This window comes from Micromonospora sp. NPDC092111 (genome assembly GCF_044755745.1).
Classification (GTDB): Bacteria; Actinomycetota; Actinomycetes; order Mycobacteriales; family Micromonosporaceae; genus Micromonospora.
Map to the genome: position 1 here is coordinate 132,518 of NZ_JBIVRQ010000010.1, position 22,454 is coordinate 154,971.

At 75.0% G+C, this 22,454-nt stretch carries 13 protein-coding genes and 1 pseudogene; 3 read left to right on the top strand and 11 right to left on the bottom strand.

The genetic code is table 11. The features are described 5' to 3' along the window. Nucleotides 1-181: 181 nt before the first annotated feature. The 6 genes and pseudogenes from ACIQG9_RS20165 to ACIQG9_RS20190 form a co-directional block, all read right to left on the bottom strand. Complete coding sequence (locus tag ACIQG9_RS20165; protein ID WP_400404465.1) at nucleotides 182-1,498, bottom strand: DEAD/DEAH box helicase; 1,317 nt, start codon at nucleotides 1,496-1,498, stop codon at nucleotides 182-184. Between the two features lie 221 nt (nucleotides 1,499-1,719). After that, nucleotides 1,720-1,923, bottom strand: coding sequence for a cold-shock protein (locus ACIQG9_RS20170; RefSeq protein WP_007464836.1), 204 nt, complete (start codon nucleotides 1,921-1,923; stop codon nucleotides 1,720-1,722). A 200-nt stretch (nucleotides 1,924-2,123) separates the two neighbouring features. After that, complete coding sequence (locus ACIQG9_RS20175; protein WP_400404467.1) at nucleotides 2,124-5,513, bottom strand: ATP-dependent helicase; 3,390 nt, start codon at nucleotides 5,511-5,513, stop codon at nucleotides 2,124-2,126. A gap of 90 nt (nucleotides 5,514-5,603) precedes the next feature. Further along, nucleotides 5,604-9,116, bottom strand: coding sequence for an ATP-dependent helicase (locus tag ACIQG9_RS20180; protein ID WP_400404642.1), 3,513 nt, complete (start codon nucleotides 9,114-9,116; stop codon nucleotides 5,604-5,606). Between the two features lie 198 nt (nucleotides 9,117-9,314). After that, nucleotides 9,315-9,860, bottom strand: coding sequence for a TIGR00730 family Rossman fold protein (locus tag ACIQG9_RS20185; protein ID WP_400404469.1), 546 nt, complete (start codon nucleotides 9,858-9,860; stop codon nucleotides 9,315-9,317). 109 nt (nucleotides 9,861-9,969) lie between these two features. Further along, nucleotides 9,970-10,791 (bottom strand): annotated as a pseudogene (locus tag ACIQG9_RS20190) (TIGR00730 family Rossman fold protein); the annotation flags it as partial. 156 nt (nucleotides 10,792-10,947) lie between these two features. Here ACIQG9_RS20190 and ACIQG9_RS20195 point away from each other — a divergent pair. Further along, the gene (locus ACIQG9_RS20195) at nucleotides 10,948-11,109 is read left to right on the top strand and encodes a hypothetical protein (protein ID WP_400404471.1); all 162 of its coding nucleotides are present in this window, start codon (nucleotides 10,948-10,950) and stop codon (nucleotides 11,107-11,109) included. Nucleotides 11,110-11,603: 494 nt separating this feature from the next. On the opposite strand, the gene dapE is transcribed toward ACIQG9_RS20195, so the two are convergent. After that, complete coding sequence (gene dapE, locus ACIQG9_RS20200; RefSeq protein WP_400404473.1) at nucleotides 11,604-12,677, bottom strand: succinyl-diaminopimelate desuccinylase; 1,074 nt, start codon at nucleotides 12,675-12,677, stop codon at nucleotides 11,604-11,606. 80 nt (nucleotides 12,678-12,757) lie between these two features. On the opposite strand from dapE, the gene dapD reads away from it, so the two are divergent. Next, nucleotides 12,758-13,714, top strand: a complete 957-nt coding sequence (dapD, locus tag ACIQG9_RS20205) for a 2,3,4,5-tetrahydropyridine-2,6-dicarboxylate N-succinyltransferase (RefSeq protein WP_400404475.1) — start codon at nucleotides 12,758-12,760, stop codon at nucleotides 13,712-13,714. A 48-nt stretch (nucleotides 13,715-13,762) separates the two neighbouring features. On the opposite strand, the gene ACIQG9_RS20210 is transcribed toward dapD, so the two are convergent. Further along, nucleotides 13,763-17,140 (bottom strand): S8 family serine peptidase, encoded by a 3,378-nt coding sequence (locus ACIQG9_RS20210; protein ID WP_400404477.1) that lies wholly within the window; start codon nucleotides 17,138-17,140, stop codon nucleotides 13,763-13,765. A gap of 243 nt (nucleotides 17,141-17,383) precedes the next feature. Here ACIQG9_RS20210 and ACIQG9_RS20215 point away from each other — a divergent pair, with 243 nt between their 5' ends. Beyond that, nucleotides 17,384-19,972: a hypothetical protein gene (locus ACIQG9_RS20215; protein WP_400404479.1), complete on the top strand. Its 2,589-nt coding sequence runs from the start codon at nucleotides 17,384-17,386 to the stop codon at nucleotides 19,970-19,972. Here the strand turns inward: ACIQG9_RS20215 and ACIQG9_RS20220 are convergent. The 3 genes from ACIQG9_RS20220 to ACIQG9_RS20230 are packed head-to-tail and all read right to left on the bottom strand — an operon-like array spanning nucleotide 19,955 to nucleotide 22,396. Beyond that, nucleotides 19,955-20,596, bottom strand: coding sequence for a nucleoside/nucleotide kinase family protein (locus tag ACIQG9_RS20220; RefSeq protein ID WP_400404481.1), 642 nt, complete (start codon nucleotides 20,594-20,596; stop codon nucleotides 19,955-19,957). The genes ACIQG9_RS20215 and ACIQG9_RS20220 overlap by 18 nt on opposite strands. Continuing rightward, nucleotides 20,596-21,240 (bottom strand): SIMPL domain-containing protein, encoded by a 645-nt coding sequence (locus ACIQG9_RS20225; protein ID WP_400404483.1) that lies wholly within the window; start codon nucleotides 21,238-21,240, stop codon nucleotides 20,596-20,598. The genes ACIQG9_RS20220 and ACIQG9_RS20225 overlap by 1 nt, the downstream gene beginning before the upstream one ends. Nucleotides 21,241-21,298: 58 nt before the next feature. Further along, the gene (locus ACIQG9_RS20230; RefSeq protein WP_400404485.1) at nucleotides 21,299-22,396 is read right to left on the bottom strand and encodes a prephenate dehydrogenase; all 1,098 of its coding nucleotides are present in this window, start codon (nucleotides 22,394-22,396) and stop codon (nucleotides 21,299-21,301) included. Nucleotides 22,397-22,454: the final 58 nt, after the last annotated feature.

Here is a 22,454-nt window from a genome sequence, read left to right on the forward strand (position 1 = left end):
GACTGGTCGGCGACCATGATCACCGAGGGTCCGCAACCGAACCCGAAGCGTCCCCGCGTCGCACGGATCGACAAGATCGACTCCTTTGCGGCGGAGTGGCGGTGTCATCGTCGCTCCGATACCGCCCTTTCGCGGAATCGGAGTCGATCACCCCCACGCCCCTCGCCGCAGCAGCCGAACCTCAGACGGTACGGGGACGACGCGGACGGCGGGACCGACCCGACGCCCGGTGGGACCGGCCACCCTCGGCACCGGCACCGGCGGCGGCGGCGACGCGCGGCCGGGCGGCCGGGGCGGGCGGCGGGACGACGATGGTCACCGGCACCCCGGACGGCGCACGGGCACCGGTCACCCGGGCCAGCGCCTCGTCCTCGGGGCGTACCTGGACGGTCTGCGGCCGGATGCCGGCCGCGCTCATCAGCCGGGAGACGTCCCGGCGCTGCTCCGGCAGGACCAGGGTGACCACCGTGCCGGACTCCCCGGCCCGGGCGGTCCGGCCGCCCCGGTGCAGGTAGTCCTTCGCCTCGGTCGGCGGGTCGGCGTTGACCACCAGGTCCAGCCCGTCGACGTGGATGCCCCGGGCGGCCACGTCGGTGGCGACCAGCGCGGTCACCTGGCCGTTGCGGAACTGCTCCAGGATCCGGGTCCGCTGCGGCTGCGACTTGCCCCCGTGCAGCGCGGCGGCCCGTACCCCCTTGGCCAGGAGTTGGCGGGCGACCCGGTCGGCCCGGTGCTTGGTCGCCATGAACAGGATGGTGCGCCCCTCGCGGGCGGCGATCCGGGCCAGCGCGTCCGGCTTGTCCGCCGCGTCCAGGTGCAGCACGTGGTGGGTCATCGCGGTCACCGTCGCGGTGCCCGGGTCGACCGAGTGCGAGACCGGGTTGCTGAGGAACCGGCGGACCAGCTTGTCCACGCCGCCGTCCAGGGTGGCGGAGAAGAGCATCCGCTGGCCGTTCGGGGCGACCTGCTCCAGCAGCTTGGTCACCTGCGGCAGGAAGCCCATGTCGGCCATCTGGTCGGCCTCGTCCAGCACGGTGATGGCGACCTGGTCGAGTCGGGCGTCGCCCCGGTTGATCAGGTCGTGCAGCCGACCGGGGGTGGCCACCAGCACCTCGGCGCCGGCGCGCAGCGCGTCCGCCTGTCGCTGGAGGGAGAGGCCGCCGACCACGGTGGCGCAGCGCAGCCCGAGCACCCGGGCGTACGGGGTGAGCGCGGCGGTGACCTGCGCCGCCAACTCGCGGGTGGGCACCAGCACCAGGGCGAGCGGCCGGCCCGGGCGGGCCCGGCGGCCGGTGGTGCGGTGCAGCAGCGGCAGCCCGAAGGCGAGCGTCTTGCCGGAACCGGTGCGGCCCCGGCCGAGCACGTCGCGGCCGGCCAGCGAGTCCGGCAGGGTGGCCGACTGGATCGGGAACGGCTCGGTGATGCCCTGCGCCGACAGCTCGGTGAGCAGCTCCGGCGCCAGGCCGGTCGCGGCGAAGGTGGGAACGGTCATGGTCATGCGGAATGCCTTCCTCGACGCGGCACGTGTCGAGGGAGGGCGCCGGGAAATCGGCGCGGTCACCGACGGAGCACTCCGTCAGGACTCACAAGCACGAACCGATGGGGTACGGGCCGGTCCGCCGCAGCACGCCGCGTCCCGCCGAGGCGGGGGGCGGCGCGGCGGACCGGTCCGTCACCTGGTCCGGAGGACCAGGTGGGTGTTACCGGACGATCCGAAGATCAGAGCGGACGGATGTTCTCCGCCTGCGGGCCCTTCTGGCCCTGGGTCACCTCGAACTCGACCCGCTGGTTCTCGTCCAGGCTCCGGTAGCCGGAGGACTGGATCGCCGAGAAGTGGGCGAAGACGTCGGCGCCGCCGCCGTCCGGGGTGATGAAGCCGAAGCCCTTGTCAGCGTTGAACCACTTGACGGTGCCAATAGCCATGTGTTTCGTCTCCTTGACGGAACGTCGAACCCGCACCTGTTGCGGACTCGAAGAGGAGCGCTCCGCGCGGGGTGCGCGAATCGCCTGTCGCTTCTGGTCGCCCCGCCCGGAGAACTCCGGACACAACAAAGAGCGCCTGGGGCCACAATCCGCCAGGCGCACACAGAGTCTCTGGAAACCAAAACTGCAACAGGAACAACCTACCACGGATACGCCGACGCGCCACCCCCCGCCGGAGTTTCCGGCAGGCCGGTGATGAGCGCGGTCAGCCCCTCGGCGTCGAGCAGGTCGGCCGGGCGGACCGTGGCCCCCTCCCGGACGTAGTGGAAGGCGGCCCCCACCCGGTCGACCGGCACCCCGGCCAGCTCCGCCCAGGCCAGCCGGTAGACGGCCAACTGCACCGCGACCACCTCGGCCTCCCCGCCGGCCGGCTGCCGACCGGTCTTCCAGTCGACCACGTCGTACCGGCCGCCGGGGCGGGCGAAGACGGCGTCCATCCGCCCCCGGACCACCACGCCGGCGAGAACTGTGGCGAACGGCACCTCCACCTCCACCGGCACCCGGTCGGCCCACTCGCTGGCCAGGAAGCGCTCCTGGAGTTCGGCCAGCGCCTCGTCGGGTGCGGCGTCCGCGTCGGCCGCGCCGGGCAACTCGTCCACGTCCAGCAGCCGATCGGCCCCGAACCGCTGCTCCAGCCAGGCGTGGAAGGCGGTGCCACGGCGGGCGTACGGGTTGGGCGCGGCCGGCATCGGCCGGCGCAGCGTACGGGCCAGCGCCGCCGGATCGCGGCGCAGCGCCACGAGCTGGGTCACCGACAGGTGCCCGGGCAGACCCACCTCCACCGCCTCGGCCTGCCGCAGCAGCTCGGCCCGCTCGGTGAGGAGCAGATCCGCCTCCCGCCGCCAGCGCGCCACCTCCGGATCGCCGGCCGCCGGATCGGCCACCGCCTCTCGGGCCGGGTCGGGGTCGGTGAGGAAGCGGCGGACCAGCGCCGCCGCCTCGGCCAGCGCCGGCCGGCGGGGGCCGAGCGGGTCGGCCGGCCACTCCGCCCGCAGCACCAGCTCGGTGGTGGGGTTGACCGCGTCGCCGGCCGGCTCCGGCGCCCACTCGTCGACCAGCAGCCCGTCCCCGCCGTCGAGGCAGGCGTCGTGCACCTCGCGGAGCAGCACCGACGGGCCCCGGAACCGCTTGGTCCCCTCGCCCCACCAGTAGCCGGAGCAGAGCAGCAGCCGCCGGGGCCGGGTCACCGCCACGTACGCCAGCCGGCGCTCCTCGCGCTCGTCGTGGGCCCGCCAGGCGTCGGTGAAGTCGGCCACCGCCCGGGCCACCCCGCGCTGGTCGGCCACCTCGGCCAGGTCGAGTACGGGCAGCCCGTCGGCGTCACCGCGCAGCGGGAACGGCAGCACGCCGAGCCCGCCCAGCCAGTGGTCGGAGTTGCGCACCTGGCCGGGCCAGCCACCCCGGATCAGTCCGGCGACCGCGACCACGTCCCACTCCAGGCCCTTCGCGGCGTGCGCGGTGAGCACCTGCACCGCGCCCTCCACCACCTCCACCTCGCCGGGGGACAGCCCGCGCTCCTCGTCCTCGGCGGCGGCCAGGAACGCCAGGAAGCCGGCCAGGGTCGCCGACGGGGTCTCGCCGCTGAACCGGGCGGCGACGTCACCGAGGGCGTCCAGGTGGCCCCGGGCCAGCCCGGCGTCGCCGGTGCCGTCCCGGCCGGCCCGCACGGCCACCTCGACATCCAGGCCGATGGTGCGTTCGACGTCCGCGATCAGCTCCGGCAGGGTCTGGTCCAGCCGGTAGCGCAGCAGCGCCAACTCCATCCCGTACGACCGCAGCCGCGCGTACCCCTCGGCCGAGTACGTCTGCGCCGGCCCCAGGTCGGCCAGCGCCTCCACCAGGGTCGCCTCGTCCAGGACGTCCACGGTGATCTCCGGCCCGTCGTCGCCGGTCAGCTCCCGGCGGGCCCGCGCGATGGCCCGGGCCCGGCGGTGCAGGGCCACCAGGTCGCGCGGGCCGATCCGCCAGCGGGCCCCGGTGAGCAGGCGCAGCAGCGCCGCGCCGTCGGTCGGGTCGGCCAGCACCCGCAGGGTGCAGACCACGTCCCGCACCTCGGGGGTGTCCAGCAGGCCGCCCAGGCCGACCACCTCGACGGGCAGCCCCCGGGCGCGCAGCGCCGCCTCGATCGCCGGGATCTGGCTGCGCAGCCGGACCAGCACGGCGGTGGTCGGGCGGTGCGGCACCGGGATGTGCTCGGGCAGCGCGCCGGGCATCCGGGCCGCCCCCCGCCAGGCGGCGAGCACGCTGTCGGCGATCCAGTCCGCCTCGTCGGCGTACGTGTGCAGCAGCGCGCAGTGCACGGTGCCGGCGGCCCGGCCGCGCGGGCTGCGGTGCGGGATCGGGTCGCGGACGCTCAGCGCGGCGTGCAGTTCGGGCACCCGGGCCCCGGCGGCGCGCAGCGGCACCGACAGCGCGTTGGCCACGCCGAGGATCTCCGGCCGGTTGCGCCAGCTCGTGGTGAGGCTCAGCACCTCGGCGGGGGTGCCGTCGGCGCGGGCGAAGTCGGTGGGGAACCGGTCCAGCGTGCCGGCGCTGGCCCCCCGCCAGCCGTAGATCGACTGGCAGGGGTCGCCGACCGCGGTGACCGGGTGGCCGCCGCCGAACAGCGCGTTGAGCAGCACCACCTGGGCGTGGCTGGTGTCCTGGTACTCGTCGAGCAGCACCACCCGGTAGCGGTCCCGCTCGACCGCGCCGACCGCCGGATGGTCCCGGGCCACCCGGGCGGCCCGGGCGAGCTGGTCGGCGAAGTCCATCGCCTCGAAGTCGTCCTTGCGCCGGCCGTACGCCCGCACCAGCGGCAGCAGCTTCAGCCGGGTCTGCTGGAGCTGGAGCGCCTTCCGGACGTCGGCGTACACCCGCCCGGGGCGGGTCTGCACGGTGGCGAAGAACCGGCCGGTCCAGGCGGCCAGGTCGTCCGGGTCGACCAGGTGCTCGTCCAGCTCACCGGCGAGTGCCAGCACCGCGTCGGTGATGGTGCTGGGCATCCGGTCGACCTCGGACATGTCGCCGTCGTAGTTGCGTACCAGCAGGTCGACGAGCTGCCACCGGGACGCCTCGGTGAGCAGCCGGGTGGTCGGTTCGTAGCCGGCACGCAGCCCGTGCTCGGTGACGATCCGGCCGGCGTACGAGTGGTAGGTGGAGACCATCGGCTCCCCGGCGAGCGGATCGTCCAGCGGGTTGCGGGCCCGCCGCCCCAGCCGCCGGACCAACTGGTCGAGCCGGGTACGCACCCGGTGCGCCAGCTCGCCGGCCGCCTTGCGGGTGAAGGTCAGGCCGAGGATCTGCTCGGGTCGGACGTACGAGTTGGCGACCAGCCAGACCACCCGGGCGGCCATCGTCTCGGTCTTGCCCGAGCCGGCGCCCGCCACCACCAGCAACGGCGTGACGGGAGCCGAGATGATCGCGGCCTGTTCCGCCGTCGGGGCCGGCAGCCGGAGCAGCCGGGCCAGTTCCACCGGGGTGTAGCGCGGCCCGGCGTCGGCGGCGCGCGGCACCGGGGCGACGGCGTTGAACAGCGTCGGCTGGGTCATCGCGCCATCCCCGTTCGCGGCTGTGGGGCTCGCCCGCTCACTCCTCGCCCTCCCGGTGCCGCCCGGTCCACGGCTGCGGGGCCGGCCCGCTCACCGCTGCTCGCCCTCGACCGGACCCCGGACGGCTGGCGGCTCGACGACCTGGCGGCCCTGCCCGGAGACCGGGCAGCTCGTGCGTACCGGGCAGACCCGGCACTTCGAGTTGGCGACGGCGGCGAAGGTGGCAGCGGCCATCGTATCGGCGGTACGCCGGACCAGGGCGGTGGCCCAGCCGGCTTCGGGGCCCTGCCCGGCGGCGGCCTGGGTCTGCTCCTTGGCGTCCTTCGCGCCGGTGCCGAGCTGCACCAGCGCCGCTCCCCCGGTTTCGTCGCCGTACTCGGCGAACCCGCCCGCCTCGACCGCCGCCTGGTACGCCCCGAGCTGCGGGTGCTCGGCCACCTCCCGCTCGGTGACCGCCGTCGACTTGCCGGTCTTCAGGTCGATCACCACCAGCCGGCCGTCGGCGTCGACCTCCAGCCGGTCCACCCGGCCGGTCAGCTCCACCGGCCGTCGCGGGTCGTCGAGGCGGACCGCGAACTCGTGTTCGATGGCGAGCAGCCGGCGCGGGTTGCCGGCGAGCCAGCGCAGCAGCTTGTCCACCATGGCCTCGGCGCGGTCCCGTTCCGGGCCGACCATCCAGCGGGCGGCCAACTCGATCGCGTCGAACCGGGCGGCCACGTACTCCAGCAGCGCGGTCCGGTCGGCGCTGGCGTCCTCGGCGAGCATGGCGGCGGCGTGCACCAGGTTGCCGACGCCCTGCGCGGCGCTGGGCGGGCCGCTGCCGCCGTGCCGTTCGAGCAGCCAACGCAGGCTGCACCGCAGCGCGCTCTCCATCGCCGACGGGGTGACCCGGACCGGTTCGCCCTCGTCGACCAGCGGCCGGTCGTCGGAGAGGCCGCGCAGCCCCCACCAGTCGTCCGGGTGCGCGCCGGGGATGCCGGCGGCGGCCAGCCGGGCCAGCTCGGCCGCCGCCGCGCGCCGCCGGGCCACCGACGTCGCCGGGTCGGTGACGGCGGTACGCAGCTCCGCCACCAGCGCGGACAGGGTGAGCGCCCGAGGCACCCGCCCCACCGGCAACTCCCGGCCCTCCCCGCCGGCCTCGTCCTCCCCACCCGCCCCAGCCACCTCCGGCGGGGTGGGGTCGGCGGCGGGTGGTCCCGGGGTGCGGGCGTCTCCCGCCGGGCCGGTGGCGCCCAGCTCGTGCAGGAAGCGGCTGGGCTGCTCCTCGTGGTCGTCGCCGCCGACTGCCGCCGAGGCGACCGCGGTGACCAGCAGCCGGCGTCGGGCCCGGGTCACCGCGACGTGGAACAGCCGCCGCTCCTCGTCGAGCAGGGCGGAGGTCTGCCCGACCAGGCTGGCCCGGGTGCCGGCGCCGTCGGCCCGGCCGGCCAGCACGTCGACCAGCCGTTCGGAACCGAGCAGGCTGCCCCGCAGCCGCAGGTCCGGCCAGACGCCCTCCTGCACGCCGGCCACCGCGACCAGGTCCCACTCCAGGCCCTTCGCGGCGTGCGCGGTGAGCAGTCGGACCGCCGCGCCCCGGTCGGCGCTGGCCGCCAGGGTGTCGGCCGGCAGGTCCTGGCCGAGAACATGGTCGAGGAAGACCTCGGTCCGGGCGCCGGGCAGCCGGTCGACGAAGCGGGCCGCCGCGTCGAAGAGCACCATCACCGCGTCGAGATCCCGGTCGGCTGCCTCGGCCCGCCAGCGCTGGGCGGTCTCGTGCTCGCCGGTGGCAGCCCGGCCCCGGTTGATCGCCCCGGCCCAGCGTTCGGCGAGCCCGCTGCCGCTCCACACCGCCCAGAGGACGTCCTCGGCGGTCGCCCCGGGGGTGGCCGCGGCGGCCCGCGCGGTGGCCAGCAGCTCCGCCACCGCGCAGGCCGGCTCGACCCAGCGCCGTTCGATCCCGGCCAGCTCCGCCGGGTCGCCCAGCACCTCGACGATCAACTCGCCGGACGGCCGCCGGTCGGCACGGGCCAGCGCGAGCGCACGCAGCCCCTGGCGCAGCCGCCGCTCGGCGAGCGGGTCGGCCCCGCCCAGCGGCGAGTGCAGCAGGGCGACCGCCGCCTCCTCGTCCAGGCTGGCCGGCTCCAGCGCGCAGCGCAGCAGGAGCAGCAGCGGGGCCACCGCCGGTTGCAGGTGCAGCGGCAGGTCCTCGCCGTGCACCACGGTCGGCACCCCGGCGGTGTGCAGCGCCCGCCGCAGTGCGGGCAGGTGCAGGTGGGTCGAGCGGACCAGCACCGCCATCGCCGACCAGGGCACCCCGTCGAGCAGGTGGGCGGAGCGCAGCGCGTGGGCGAGCCAGGCCGCCTCGCTGGTGGCGGATCGGAAGGTGCGCACCTCGACCGTGCCGGGGGGCGCGTCGGGCAGCGGTCGCAGCCGCCGGTGCGCGGCCGGGCCACGCAGCCTCCGGGCCAGCCGGCCGGTGGCCCCGAGCAGCTCCGCGCCGGCCCGGTACGAGTCGGTGAGGGTGACCTGCGCTGCCGGTGCGCCGGAGGCCGTCCGGAACCGGTGCGGGAAGGCGGCCACCACGGCCGGATCGGCGCCCCGGAAGGCGTACGTGGAGGAGTCCGGGTCGGCGAAGGCGACCAGCGACTTGCCGCCCCCGGCCAGGACGGCGAGCAGGTCCTGCTGGGCCGGGTCGGTGTCGGCCAGTTCGTCGACGTAGACGTGGGCCAGCCGACGCCGTTCGCCCTCCAGCAGCTCCGGGTCGTCGAGGAGCATCCCGGTGGCGGCGCGGACCAGCTCGGCCGGGTCGTACGCGACGGAGCCCCGGTTGCCGACGTCGCGCAGCGCGAGGACGGCGACGTACTCCCGGAGGAACCGGGCGGCGGCCGGCCAGTCGGCGCGGCCCAGCCGTTCCCCCAGCCGGGCCAGCTCGGCCGGGCCGACGCCGCGTTCGGCGGCGCGCATGAGCAGGTCGCGGAGCTGGGCGGCGAAGGCCCGGGTACGCAGCGCCGGACGCAGGTCGTCCGGCCAGCCGACCGGGTCGTCCTCGGGTTCCTCGCCGACGACGTCCAGCAGCTCCCGGATGATCAGATCCTGCTCGGGGCCGGTGAGCAGCCGGGGGGACGGCTCGCCACGCTCGGCGGCGGCCCGCCGGAGCAGCCCGAAGGCGAACGCCGGGAAGGTGCGTACCAGCGGCTCGCGCAGCACCCGGTGGCCGTCGGCGGCGATCCGCGCCTCGATCCGCTGGCGCAGCTCGGTGGCCTGCCGGCGGCCGAAGGTGAGCACCAGTACCCGCTCCGGGTCGACGCCCTCGGCGACCCGGGCGGCGACCGCCTCGACCAGGGTGCGGGTCTTGCCGGTGCCCGGCCCGCCGACCACCAGCATCGGCCCGTCGGTGTGCGCCACGATCTCGGCCTGGCGCGGGTCGCTCCGCCGGCCGTCGGGGTACGCGGCATCGCCCGCCGACCCCCCGGGCCGCGGCTCCCCCTCGACACCCGGCCCGCCCCGGCCCGGCCCCTCGGTCGACCCGCCGCGCCGACCGTCCCCCCGAACGCTCGCGGCGGACCGCCCGTCATCCGGGCCCGGTCCGGCAGGCCGGCGCACCAGCCGGTACCCCTGCACCCCCACATCCCACCACGCCGGTACGACACCACCCACCCACCACCCCGCCCGCTCTGCCCGACCCGGAGCCGCTGGTGGGCAGGAAGCCGACGGCGCACCGGATCCCGTCCGGCACCGCCGACCCGACGACCCCGGCGCGGAACCGGGGCGGGATGGACCGGGGTGGACTGGGTGGGACTGGGGGAACCGGGATGGATGTCAGGTGAGGCGGGATTCGAGGGCGTCGAGGGCGTCGCGGACGGTGGGGGCGACGGTCAGTAGGCGCAGGCCGGCGGGCTTGAGGAAGCGCTGGTCGGCGAGGGAGTCCAGCCAGTCCAGCAGCGGGCGGTAGAAGCCGTCGGTGTCGATCAGCACCATCGGCTTGGCGTGCATCGCCAGCGTGGCGGTGGTCCAGACCTCGAACAGCTCGTCCAGGGTGCCCAGCCCACCGGGCAGGGTGAGGAAGGCGTCCGACTTTTCGATCATGAGGGTCTTGCGGCTGGCCATGGTGTCGGTGACCAGCAGCTCGTCCGAGGCCAGGTCGGCGACCTCCAGGTCGACCAGGGCCTGCGGGATCACCCCGACGGTACGCCCGCCGGCGGCCCGGGCCCCGGCGGCCACGGCACCCATCATGCCCACGCAGCCGCCACCGCTGACCAGCGTGTGCCCGCGCCGGGCCAACTCCGCGCCGGTCTCGGCCGCCAGGTCCAGCCAGCGCTGGTCGAGGGTACGGGAGGAAGCGCAGAAGACGCAGATCGCCGCCACCGACTCAGCCCTCCCGACCGTCGGCGTCGCCGCGACCCGTCCCGCCGGGGGACCCGAAGGCGTCGTCGGCCGGCCGACCGGAGGGCCCGGCGGCGTCGGCTGCCTGGCGGGCGGCCTGCTGGTCGGCGGCGACCCGGGCGACCGCCTCCTCGCGGACCGCCTCGTGCTCGGCGGAGAGCGCCGCCTCGGCCTCGACGATGTGCCGCACCGCCGCATTGACGTCGTCGGTGAGGCAGATCAGCTCCAGGTCCACCGGGCCGATCTTGCCTTCGGCGGCCATGCTGTCCCGCAGCCAGTCGAGCAGCCCCCGCCAGTAGGCGGTGCCCATCAGCACCACCGGGAAACGGGTCACCTTGCCGGTCTGCACCAGGGTGAGCGCCTCGAACAGCTCGTCCATGGTGCCGAAACCACCGGGTAGCACCACGAACGCCTGGGCGTACTTGACGAACATGGTCTTCCGGGCGAAGAAGTAGCGGAAGTCGATGGCCAGGTCGACCCAGTCGTTGAGGCCCTGCTCGAAGGGAAGCTCGATGCCCAACCCGACGGAGAGGCCGCCCGCCTCACTGGCGCCCCGGTTGGCCGCCTCCATCACCCCGGGGCCACCGCCGGTGATGACGGCGTAGCCGGCCCGGGCCAGGGCGGCGCCCAGGTCCTCGGCCAGCCGGCACTCCGGGCTCTCCGGGGTGCTGCGGGCGGAGCCGAAGACGCTGACCGCCGGCGGCAGGTCAGCCAGAGTGTCGAAGCCCTCGACGAACTCGGAGAGGATCCGCAGCGCCCGCCAGGCGTCCCTGGTCTTCCAGTCGCCGCGCCCCCGGGAGTCCAGCAGTCGCTGGTCGGCGGTGCTGTTCGGGATCGCGCCCCGGCGCAGCGTGACGGCCCCCCGGTGCCGCTCCGGATCGCGGCCCCGCTGCCGCCCGTTGCTCTGGCTCATGGGAGCCACCGTAGTGGAGGCGCACGCCACGGGTGCGGCAGCCGGCGAGCCGGAGAAATAGTTCGCGATCTTGGGCAACTAATTCTGTCGCCCGTACGTCTTACTATTCACATACCGGGTATGGCCCGGGCGCGCGCCTTCGGGGGAGGAGCAAGCGTGATCAGCAACAACGAACGGATGCGGATCCGCCGGCAGATGCAGCGGCGCATCAGTGACGTGGTGGCCGAGCGCCGCCGCGCCCGACAGTTGGAGGCCCCGGCGGAGCCCGCCGCCGAGCCCGCAGAGCCCACCGACAGTCCCCGACTCACCACCGTCTGACCACCGCCTGGCGCCGCCTGGCGGCGTCTGGCTCCACCTGGCGCCGTCTGGTGCCACCTGGCGGCGTCTGGCTCCACCTGGTGCCGTCTGGTGCCGTCTGGTGCCGTCTGGTGCCGTCTGGTGCCGTCTGGCTCCACCTGGCTCCGCCTGACTGCCCGAGCCCCGCCGAACCGTCACCGAACCAGAGGGCCCCGGCCACCCCACTCCCCTGGACCTCACACCACCCCCGACCCACCCCACGCCCGGCCCCGACCTGGCCGGGGATCCCTCAGGTGGTGACGACGCACCCCGGACTTGGTACACCGCCCAGGCCCCAGCCCCCTCTGATGGGCGGCAATGCAAGCCGGCTTGGTACACCGCCCCAGGCCCCCACCCCATCCGTCCGGCTTGTTGATCAAGAGAAATAAGCACTGACAAGCGCCTCCGATGACGCAAACCTCTTGATCACCGGGGCGGGCACGGCGGGTGGGGACGGGGGGGCGGGGGGCGGGGGGTTAGGCGGGGGTTAGCCAGCGGTGGAGGGTGGCGGCGCCGTCGCGGATCTTGGTCAGCTCCACGTGCTCGTCCTTGTGGTGGGCCAGGTTGGGGTCGCCCGGGCCGAAGTTCAGCGCCGGGATGCCCATCGCGGCGAACCGGGCCACGTCCGTCCAGCCCAGCTTGCCGATCGGGGTCGCGCCCACCGCCGCCAGGAACTCCTGCGCCGCCGGCGCGTCGAGCCCGGGTGCCGCGCCGGCCGCCGCGTCGGTGATCGCCAGGTCGAACCCGGCGAAGACCTCCCGCAGGTGCGCCTCGGCCGCCGCCGGGTCGCGGTCCGGGGCAAAGCGGTAGTTGACCTCGATTTCGCAGCGGTCGGGGACGACGTTGCCGGCCACCCCACCGTTGATCCGTACCGCGTTCAGGCCCTCGCGGTAGTCGCAGCCGTCGATGGTGACCCGGCGCGCCTCGTACGTCGTCAGCCGGCGCAGCAGCTCGCCCGCGCGGTGGATGGCGTTCACCCCGTGCCAGGACCGGGCGGCGTGGGCGCGCTCACCGTGGGTGGTGACGATCGCCCGCATGGTGCCCTGACAGCCGGCCTCGACGATGCCGTACGTCGGCTCCAGCAGCACCGCGAAGTCGGCCTGGAGCCATTCCGGGTGCGCCTGGGCGACCAGGGTGAGCCCGTTGTACTCCGACTCGATCTCCTCGGCCTCGTAGAAGAGGTACGTCACGTCGTACCGGGGGTCGGGCAGGGTCACCGCCAGGTGCAGCGCGAAGGCCACCCCGGACTTCATGTCGGAGGTGCCGCAGCCGTACATCAGGTCGCCGCGCATGGTCGACGGGAAGTTGTCGTTCAGCGGCACCGTGTCCAGGTGTCCCGCGAGCACCACCCGTTGCGCCCTGCCGAGGTCGGTCCGCGCCATCACCGTGTTGCCGTACCGGAAGGTGGTCAGGTGCGGCACCCGGCGCAGCACCTCCTCGACGCAGTCGGCGATAGCCTTCTCGTCGAGGGAGACGGACTCTATGTCGACCAGGGCGCGGGTCAGCGCCACCGGATCGGCCAGGACCTCGGGGGTCAGCGGGTTCTCCATGGTTCGCACGGTACCGTCCTGAACGGTGGGCATGCGGGGTGAGCCCGCCGGTTCCGCAGCCGCGAACGAGAGGTAGAACAGTGACGTCCCAATCCGCCTGGGGTATCGGCCTGGCCACCGTCGCCGGTGACGAGCAGGTGCTCGACACCTGGTACCCGACCGGCAAGCTGGGACTCGGGGAGCTGCCACTGGTCGCCGGGGAGGACCAGGCCGACGTGCTCGACCTGCCGCCCGGCGCGGTCGGCGAGCAGGCCCTGCCGGGTCTGCGTACGGTGCAGGTGGTGACCGTGATCGGCGCGCTGGACGAGCCGATCAAGGACGCCGCCGACGCGTACCTGCGGTTGCACCTGCTCTCCCACCGCCTGGTGCGGCCCAACGAGCTGAACCTCGACGGCATCTTCGGCAAGCTGGCGAACGTGGCCTGGACCTCGGCCGGGCCGTGCCCGCCGGAGCGGGTGGACGAGCTGCGGGTCATCGAGCGGGCCGCCGGCCGCCACCTGGCCGTGTACGGGGTGGACAAGTTCCCCCGGATGACCGACTACGTGGTCCCGGCCGGGGTGCGGATCGCCGACGCGGACCGGGTCCGGCTCGGCGCGCACCTGGCTCCCGGCACCACCGTGATGCACGAGGGTTTCGTCAACTTCAACGCCGGCACGCTCGGCACCTCGATGGTGGAGGGGCGGATCGTGCAGGGGGTGCTGGTCGGCGACGGCTCGGACATCGGCGGCGGCGCGTCGATCATGGGCACCCTCTCCGGCGGCGGCACCGAGAAGGTCAGCATCGGCGAGCGGAGCCTGATCGGCGCGAACGCCGGCGTCGGCATCTCGCTCGGCGACGACTGCGTCGTGGAGGCGGGCTGCTACATCACCGCCGCCTCGAAGATCGCCCTGCCGGACGGCCGGGTGGTCAAGGCCCGCGAGCTGTCCGGCGTCGACGGCCTGCTGTTCTGGCGCAACTCGGTCACCGGGGCGCTGGAGGCGAAGCCGCGCACCGGCCGGGGCATCGCGCTGAACGCCGCCCTGCACGCGAACGACTGAGCGGGCGTCCGGGCCCGTGGCGTCCCCGCCCCGGGCCCGGACGTCACCTCACCTCAGGCGGTACGCCTGGATGATCCGGGTGCTCGCGGTGTTGCCGTCGGTGTCCCGGGCGGTGGCCCGCAGGGACGCGTACCCGGTGCCGGCCGGGTGCTTGACCAGCGCCACCAGGCCCTGGCCGGGCACCTTCACCACGGTCGCCCGCCGCCAGGTCCGGCCACCGTCGTACGAGACGTCGACGCTCAGCTTCGCCACCTTGGCGGTGCCGGCGCCGGGCTGCCGGCGCACCTGGACCGGGATGGCGAAGACCCGCCCGGCTCCGGCGCTGTTGTCGGCGGCCAGCCTCGGGGTGAAGCGGATCTCCGAGAGCGGCAGCCGGACCGGCTGGTCGCCCGCCGCGTGCCCCGACCGGAAGGTCCAGCTCGCCTCCACCTCGGTGCTCAGGTCGGTGAGGCTGCGGGTCGCCGCGACGGTCAGCCGGTAGTCGGCCGCCGCCGCCGGCACGGTGAACTGCCCGTAGCCCGGGGCGCCGGTCTCCTCCACCAGCTTGCCGTTGCGCCACAGGGCGGTGCGACCGCTGTCGTTGAGAGACCCGCCGGGGTGCCCGGCGGCGTCGCTGTGCAGCGGCACGCTCACCAGGATGTCGTCCCCGATCCGGCTGACGCTCTGCTCCGGCCAGCGCGGGGCGGGGAAGGACGGCCCGAGCGGCGCGCCACCCCAGGTCTCGGTGACCTTCCGGCCCGCCCGGTAGGCGGTGGGCGGGTTCTCCAGCACCGCCTCGATCTCCAACCAGCCTTCGGGGTCGCGCACCCCGAACTCCAGCGCCGACTCCCAGCGGGCGCCCTTGGTGTTGTAGTGCTCGACCCGCTGGCCGGGCAGGTCGGTGTTGAGCACGGCCGCCCAGCCCCCGATGTTGTAGCCGAGATCCGGGAAGACCATCCGCTCGGCCTCCATGCCCGGATAGGGGTTGTGGAAGGTGTGCACGACGGTGGCCAGGTCGGCGGGGCGGTAGTCGCGGACGAAGCCGCTGGGCAACCGACCCGGGACCGCCTCGCCCAGCGCGTACAGGTAGGGGCTGGGCCGCGGGCCGGGCTCGGCCCACTGGCTGGTGAAGGTGGCGACGAACTTCTCCGCCGACACCGGGGTGCCGAGCTGTCCGGTGGACAGGCCGTCGAAGGTGTCGAAGGAGATCAGTCCGAAGCCGTGGCTGCCGCCGTCGTCGGTGAGGAAGGTGACGCCGACGTCGGCCAGGAAGAGCTTCGCGTCGGCCTGCGGGACCGTCATCCGCACCGGCGCGGTCCGGCGCAGGTCGACGGTGAGCGCCACGTCCCGGTCGACCACCAGTTCCGGCTGGGCGAGCTGGGCCAGCCCACCCGGTCCGCCGTCCGGGGTCTCCTCGAAGAAGACGCTGCTCAGGCCGTACCGGCCCTTGGGCACCCGGGCCTGGACCACGCCGTCCGGGTCGAAGACCTCCCAGGTGCCGGCGCCGGCGAGGCTGATCAGGGTGGTCGAGTAGTCACCGCCGGGAGCGCCGTCGCGGCCCAGGTGGGTCAGCGTGACGGTGTAGCCCTCCACCTCCCGGTGCACGGCCAGCGGGGTCACCGCGACGGTGGCGCCGGACCGGGCGACGACCCGGCCGGTCCAGTAGCCGTCGACGTCGCCGAGCCGGGTGTTCGCGGTGACGGTGGTCTCGGCCCGGCCGCCCGCCGGGACGGTGACCCGGTTGACGCCGAGGGTGAACATGCCGGCCGGCGCGGCCGTCCCGCCCGGCCCCTTCGCCTCGACGGTCAGGTCGAGGGTGACCGGGGTGGCTCCGGCGTTGTGCCAGGAGACCGTCCGGGTGACCGGGGCGTCGTCACCGTGCGGCCAGAGGGTACGGCCGAAGGAGACGCTGGCCGGGTCGGTGCTGACCTGCTCGGTGATCGCCCGGGTCAGGTCCACCCGGCCGGCGCCCTGCTGGTAGGCGGTCTGCGCCGGATGCGGCTTTGCCGCGGCCATCAGGGTCGCCTTCAACTGCCCGGCCTTCCAGCCGGGGTGCTGCTGGGCGAGCAGCGCCACCGACCCGGCCACGTGCGGGGTGGCCATCGAGGTGCCGGAGAGCGTGACGTACCGCTCCTCCACCGGGTCGCCGATCTGGCCGTCGGCGGACCGGGCGGCCACGATGTCGACGCCGGGGGCGGTGATGTCGGGCTTGAGCGCGTCGTCGCCCACCCGGGGGCCCCGGCTGGAGAACTCGGCCAGCTCGTCGTCGCGGTCGACCGCGCCGACGGCGAGCGCGACGTCGGCGGTGGCCGGTGAGCCGACCGTGCCGTCCATGCCGTCGTTGCCGGCGGCGATGACGAACAGGGCGCCGGTCTCGGCGGTCAACGTCTGGACCGCCTCCTCCAGCGGGTCGACCTCCGGGGTGTCCCAGCCGCTGAGGCTCATGTTGACCACGGCGGCCCGCTTGTCGACCGTGGCCCACTGCATGCCGGCCAGGATGGCCGATTCGGCGCAGCCGAACTCCTCGCAGACCTTGCCGTCGAGCAGCTTCGCGTCCGGCGCGACGCCCTTGTAGCGCCCACCGGAGGCGGCGCCGCTGCCGGCGATGGTGGAGGCGACGTGGGTGCCGTGCCCGACGGTGTCCCGCTGGTCCGGCATGTCGCTGAAGTTGCGCGCCTCGGCCACCTTGCCGGCCAGGTCCGGGTGGGTGGCGTCGATCCCGGTGTCCAGCACCGCGACGGTCACCCCCTTGCCGGTGAAGCCGGCCGACCAGGCGGTGGGCGCGCCGATCTGGGGCACGCTGTGGTCGAGGGTGACCGCGCGGCGGCCGTCCAACCAGATCCGCTCGACGCCCCCCGCCGCGCCGAGCCGGGCCCCGGCGGGGCCGCTGGTCAACGTCGACCAGACCGAGCCGGCCGTGGACTTGCCGGCGGTCAGGGCCGCGCCGTTGATCGCCGGCAGGTCGCGGGCCACCCGGGTGCCGGGCAGCGCGGCCAGGCCCCGCCGGGCCTGCCCCGAGCGGTACGACACCAGCAGCGGCAGGTCGTCGCGGTGGGCGTCGTCGTAGCGGGCGTCGATCAGGGCGGTGACGTCGAACAGCCGCCGGTCGACCTGACCGGACCGGAGCAGCGGGACCGCGTCGCGGGGCACCACCGAGAGGTGACCGCGCTCGCGGCGTACCAGGAACTGCTGGTCGGCGCGGCCGGGGCCGGGGCGGACGGCGGCGGAGCCGGATCTGGTGACGGTGACCCGGTCGCCGGTCACCAGGGTGACCGTGGTCGAGCCCGCCGCCGGGGCGGCGGCGCGGGGAGTCTTCGGGGCGCTCTGGGCGGCGGGTGCGGCGCCCGCGCCGGTCGCCGGCAGGCCCAGCGTCAGGGCGAGCACCAGCCCGCCGGCCGCAATTCTTCGTGGTACGTGCAACGGATCCTCCTTCTGTGGCGTCTTCATGTCGAGTCACATCGACGACCCAGAATTACATACCGGGTATGCAAAATGAAGTCCCGAAGATGACCGTCCGGCCACATTGCAGAGACGGGACCCGCCACCCAAAGTGGTCGCCGTGGGCAACCCGACACCGGGGCCCGCACCCTCGACTAGCCGCCTGAACTGCTAAAACATTCGTTCGACCGCTGGGCGAATCGCCAACTTGCGTGCACTCTGGGTAGTGGATACGTCACCAGGGGGCACGGGATGGTCGAACGAGTGCTCGAACTGCGGGTGCACGGGGTGTCCAACACCCCGCCCCACCAACTCCTCGGCCTGGGCAGCGAACCGAACGGCGAGGACCCGCAGCCCTGGCTGGTCGCGGGCGGCGACGTCACCGGCTTCTACCGCTCCAGCACGGCCGGCGCGGACGACCCGATCACCGTCGAGGCGTACAGCTGGGGGCAGTTGACGTCCGGGGCCCGGACCGCGCGGGACATCGAACGCGCCCTGTGGACGCTGCTGCTCCCGTTCACCCTGGCCAACGTCGCCCTGTACGCCCGACCCGGCATCCCACCGGACCCGGACACCGAACGCTGGGGCAGCCGCTCCGGCATCGCCGCCTGGCTGATCCGGCTCTTCTGCCTCAGCCTCACCGGCACGCTGGTCATCACCACCACCGGGATCGGCGTCGACCTGATCGCCTGGCAGTGCGTCGACCGGGACTGCCTGCGCCACCTGCCCGGCCCGTGGGAGTTCCTCGACCACGGCTGGTGGCGCGAGGACGCCCACGCGCTCGCGATCGGCCTGCTGCTGCCGCTGGCCATGCTCCTGGTGCTCGGCGTGGTCGCCTGGCGCACCTACCAGTACGAGGCGCAGATGCCCGCCGAGCCCCGCCCCCGCCCGCCGAACCCCGACGGCGACACCGACCCGGAACGCTCCACCGAGGAACCACCGGCCCTGGACAACCCGCTCCAGGATCCCACCTTCTGGTGCGGGGAGGGCCAACTACGCCGGGCCGCCGTGCTGCACCTGTGCACCGGCGCGGTGCTCGCCGCGGCGGTGCCCGTCGGCGCGGTGCTCGCCATGGACCCGCCCCGGGGCGTCCGGGCCCTGGTCGCCTGGCCGACCGTCGCCGTCCTGGTCACGGTGGTGGCGATCGCGGTGGTGGCGGTCGGTCGCCCCTGGCTGACCCGCCGGGCCGGGGCCACCCCGCTCGGCCGGTGGAGCGCCGCCGTCGGAGTGCTCACCGGCGTCGGGCTGGCCGGCGCCTTCCTGCTCCTGCTGCTCCCGGACGGTCCCGCCGGCCGGCCCCTGGACCAGCTCCGCCCACCCGGCGGCTGCACCCGGGACCCGGGCATCGCCGGCTGCCTCACCGACCGGTCCCTACCCGGGTACGACAGCACGATCTCCTGGCTGGCCACGTACCAGGTGCTGCTGCTGATCGGCATCGGCGCGGTCGCCCGGTCCGGACGGCGGGCCCTGCTCGGCCCGGTCGCCGGCAGCGTGCTGCTGCCGCTCTCGGTGGCCTGGCTCGACGGCCGGCTGCCCGGCGTGCCGGCCGCCCCCGACGGGCTGCGGATCTGGATGCTCGCCGTCCCGGCCCTCGCGATCGCCGCCACCGGACTGCTGCTGCCCCGCACCCCGCCGGACGCGGAACAGCAACCGCTCGGCGCGTTCACCGACGTGGCCTGGGGCGGCCGGGGCGCCGCGCTGATCGCCGGCTCCGGCTGGGTGATGGCCACCGCCTACTGCGCCGGCCTGCTCTACTGGGTCACCGACCGGCTCGACAGCGGCGCCTCACCCAGCGGGTACTCGGTGATCGTCCCACCGTTGCCGGTGATCTGGGCCGGGCTGGCCTGCACCGTCGCGGTGGCCGCCCTGGTCGTCACCCTGGTCCGCGCCGGGGTGCTCTTCCACCGGCTGCGCCGCCGCGAGTACGCCCTGCTCACCACCGACGGGCACGCCATGTCCGCGCACGACCTGCGCCGCTGCCGGGAGGTGAGCACCTTCCGCGCGCTGCACCGACTGGTCGGCGAGCACGCGGTACGACTCATCGGCAACTACGCCACCGTCGCGGCGGTGCTGGTGTCCCTCGCCTGCGCGGCGGCGCTCTGCTGGGCCCGGCCCGCGCCGAAGGCCGCGTCCGGCTGGCCGGGCCTGGTGCACACCGCCGCGGACCTCGGCGACACGATGCTGGGCTGGCTGCCCGTGGTGGTCGCCGGCATCGGGCTGATGGTCTACCGCAACGACACCGTCCGCCGCACCGTCGGGGTGGTCTGGGACGTCGGCACCTTCTGGCCCCGCGCCGCGCACCCGCTCGCCCCGCCCAGCTACGCGGAGCGGGCGGTCCCCGAACTACAGACCCGGGTCGCCGGCATGCTGGCGCTGACCGGGCACGACCCGCGCCGGATGGACGGGGTGATCCTCTCCGGGCACAGCCAGGGCACCGTGATCTGCGCGGCGATGCTGCTCCAGCTACCCGCCCGGTGGCGACGGCGGATCTGGTTCTTCTCGTACGGCTGCCAGCTCACCCGGCTCTACGGCCGGGTCTTCCCCGCCTACTTCGGACCGGACCGCCTCCGGGTGCTCGCCAGCACCCTGACCTGGCCCGCCGGGAACGTGGCGTGGACCAACTTCTGGCGCGCCACCGACCCGCTCGGCTGGCGGGTCAGCGCCGGGGAGCGGGACGTGCCGGTGGTCGACCCGGAGGCGCTGCACCCCAGCGGTGGCGAGGTCGCCGACCCGCCGATCCGCAACCACAGCGGCTATCCGGAGGCGCTGGAGTTCCTCCGGGAACGGGCCCTGGTGGCCCGGCTGCTGCGCCGGGTCGTCCCGTCACCCCGGGTCGGCTAGCCGGACCACCAGGTCGGCGTGGTCGGCGGTGCCCGCCACGACGGCGGTGTTCGCCTCGTCGCTGCCGTACGCCCAGGCCGCCGCCGCGTCCGGGGACCGCCCGTACGCCATGTGCCGCTCCACCAGCCGGCGGAGCCGCAGCTCCGCGTCCAGGTCGACGAACCACGCCTCGTGCAGCAGTTGCCGTACCTCGTCCCAGGGCGGTTCGGTGAGCAGCAGGTAGTTGCCCTCGGTCACCACCAGCCGGACCGAGGGCGGCACCTCCACCGCCCCGGCCACCGGCTCCTCCAGGTCCCGGCGGAACAGCGGCGCGTACACCGCGGTCGGCTCCAACCGGCGCAGCCGGCGCAGCAGCGAGACGTACCCGTTGGCGTCGAAGGTGTCCACCGCGCCCTTACGGTTGGCCCGGCCCAGCCGCTCCAGCTCCGCCTGGGCCAGGTGGAAGCCGTCCATCGGCACCAACCGGGCGGTCGGGCCGACCGCCGCGACGATCCGCTCGGCCAGGGTGGACTTGCCCGCCCCGGGTGCCCCGGCGATGCCGAGCAACTGCCGGGGGCCGGCCTCGGCCAGGGCCCGGGCCCGGGCCACCAGTTCGCCGACGGACAGCGGGCGCGCCTCCGGCATCAGCTCAGGACCGGCTCGCTGATGGTGAACCGGGCCCGGACCACCGCGTACGCGGTCTGCGGCCGGGGGTCCAGCTCCAGCTCGGGCGGGCCGCCCGACTCGGCCCGGCGGGCGAACATCGCCCCGGACCGCGCGCCCCCGAACCCCTCGTCGGCGTCGGCCAACTCCAGCAGGGCGGTCACCCGGGCACCGAGCGCCTCGGCGTACTCCCGGGCCCGGCGCAGCGCGTCGGCGATCGCCGCGTGCCGGGCCTCCCGGTGGGCCGGGCTGTCCGGGCGCAGCGACCACCAGGGGCCGGCCACCTCCACCTGGTCCAGCTCGGCCAGGCGCAGCATCAGGTCGGCGAGGGTGCTGAAGTCGGTGACGACGACCGTGGTGGAGACGCTGCCCAGGTACGCGACCACCCGATCGCCGGACCGGTTGGTCTCGGGCCGGACCCGCAGCTCCCCGGTCTCCCGGCGGTCCACCGCCGGCTCGTGCTCGTCGAGCAGCACCCGGACGGCGGCGGCCCGCTCGGCGAGCCGGGTGACGGTGGCCTCGCGCTCCCGTTCCCGGGCCGTCGCGGTCACCTCGAACCGGGCCAGCTCGGGAGCCACCTCCCGGTATGCCTCACCGCGCACCACCACGACTGGTCCGTCCGCCACGTCCCCACCCTAACGGCGGGCCGACCGCGCCGCCGGGCCGAGCGCGGCTTTCCTTCGGTCAGGCCGGGTTTCCCGGATCGCCGGGGCGCAGACCGGTGTAGGTCACCGTCTCCCCCGCCACCTCGCACCCGGTGAGGTAGCCTCCGGACTCGCCGACCGCCAGCAGGAACGCCACCTCGTCGGCGGGCTCCCCGCCGGTCCCCACCTGCCGGCGGAACGGACGCAGCGCCCGGTCGGGCACGGCCAGCCGCAGCGCCCCGGCCCGCTCGTACCGGGCCACCAGCGCGGGCAGGTCGCCGTCGCGGAGCGCCGAGGCGAGCCCGTCGAGGGCGCTCCGCACCTCGTCCAACTGCCGGAGCACCTGTTCCCGGTTGTGCAGGAGCATGTCGGCGGTCCGCCGGGCGGGGGTCGCCGCCACCCGGGTGCCGTCCCGGAAGCTGCCCGCCGCGAGCCCGAGCACGGCGTCCCGGACCACCGAGTCGGCGGCGGCTCCGGCCAGGCTGCCGGCGAGCAGGTGCGGCACGTGCGAGGAGAGGGCCACCACGGAGTCGTGCACGGTCGGCGACATCGGCACGACGTGCGCGTGGAAGACCTCGACGAGGAGCCCGGCCAGCGACCGGAACGGCACCAACCCGTCGGCGCTCGGGCAGAGCACCCAGGCCGCGTCGGCGAAGAGGCCGGGCAGCGCCGAGGTGAGACCGGCCCGCTCGGTGCCGGCCATCGGGTGGCCGGGCACGAACCGATCGGTCAGGCCGTGCTCGGCGGCAAACCCGGCGACGGACATCTTTGTGCTGCCCACGTCCGTGACGACACAGCGGTCGCCGGTCTGCCCGGCCACGGCGAGCAGGGTTTCCGGCAGGCTGGGCAGCGGACCGCAGAGGAAGACGACGTCCCGGTCGCGGACCGCGTCGGACAGTTCCTCCGGGAAGGCCAGGCCACGGCGCCGGCCCTCGGCCCGGGTCTCACCGTCCGGGTCCCAGCCGGTCACCTGCGCACCGGCCTCGTGCAGCCGCAACAGGATCGAGCCGCCGATCAGGCCGGTGCCCACCACGGCGACCCGGGGCGCGCCGGTCGGCCCGCCGCCACGCGCCGCGCCGTCCTGGTGCGACTGGTCGACCTGGTGGCTCAACTCGACCCGACCCCTCTCGTACGTCACGCCCTCCGGGTCGACCGGCGGACGCCGTCCGAACCATCGCCCCGCGACCGACCGGTGG

Bases quoted from the DNA above. Each gene is read 5' to 3' on its own strand.
- ACIQG9_RS20170 (WP_007464836.1), bottom strand. From the start codon at position 1,923: ATGGCTATTGGCACCGTCAAGTGGTTCAACGCTGACAAGGGCTTCGGC.
- ACIQG9_RS20215 (WP_400404479.1), top strand. From the start codon at position 17,384: ATGGTCGAACGAGTGCTCGAACTGCGGGTGCACGGGGTGTCCAACACC.
- ACIQG9_RS20175 (WP_400404467.1), bottom strand. From the start codon at position 5,513: ATGACCCAGCCGACGCTGTTCAACGCCGTCGCCCCGGTGCCGCGCGCC.
- dapE (WP_400404473.1), bottom strand. From the start codon at position 12,677: ATGGAGAACCCGCTGACCCCCGAGGTCCTGGCCGATCCGGTGGCGCTG.
- ACIQG9_RS20165 (WP_400404465.1), bottom strand. From the start codon at position 1,498: ATGACCATGACCGTTCCCACCTTCGCCGCGACCGGCCTGGCGCCGGAG.
- ACIQG9_RS20210 (WP_400404477.1), bottom strand. From the start codon at position 17,140: ATGAAGACGCCACAGAAGGAGGATCCGTTGCACGTACCACGAAGAATT.
- ACIQG9_RS20220 (WP_400404481.1), bottom strand. From the start codon at position 20,596: ATGCCGGAGGCGCGCCCGCTGTCCGTCGGCGAACTGGTGGCCCGGGCC.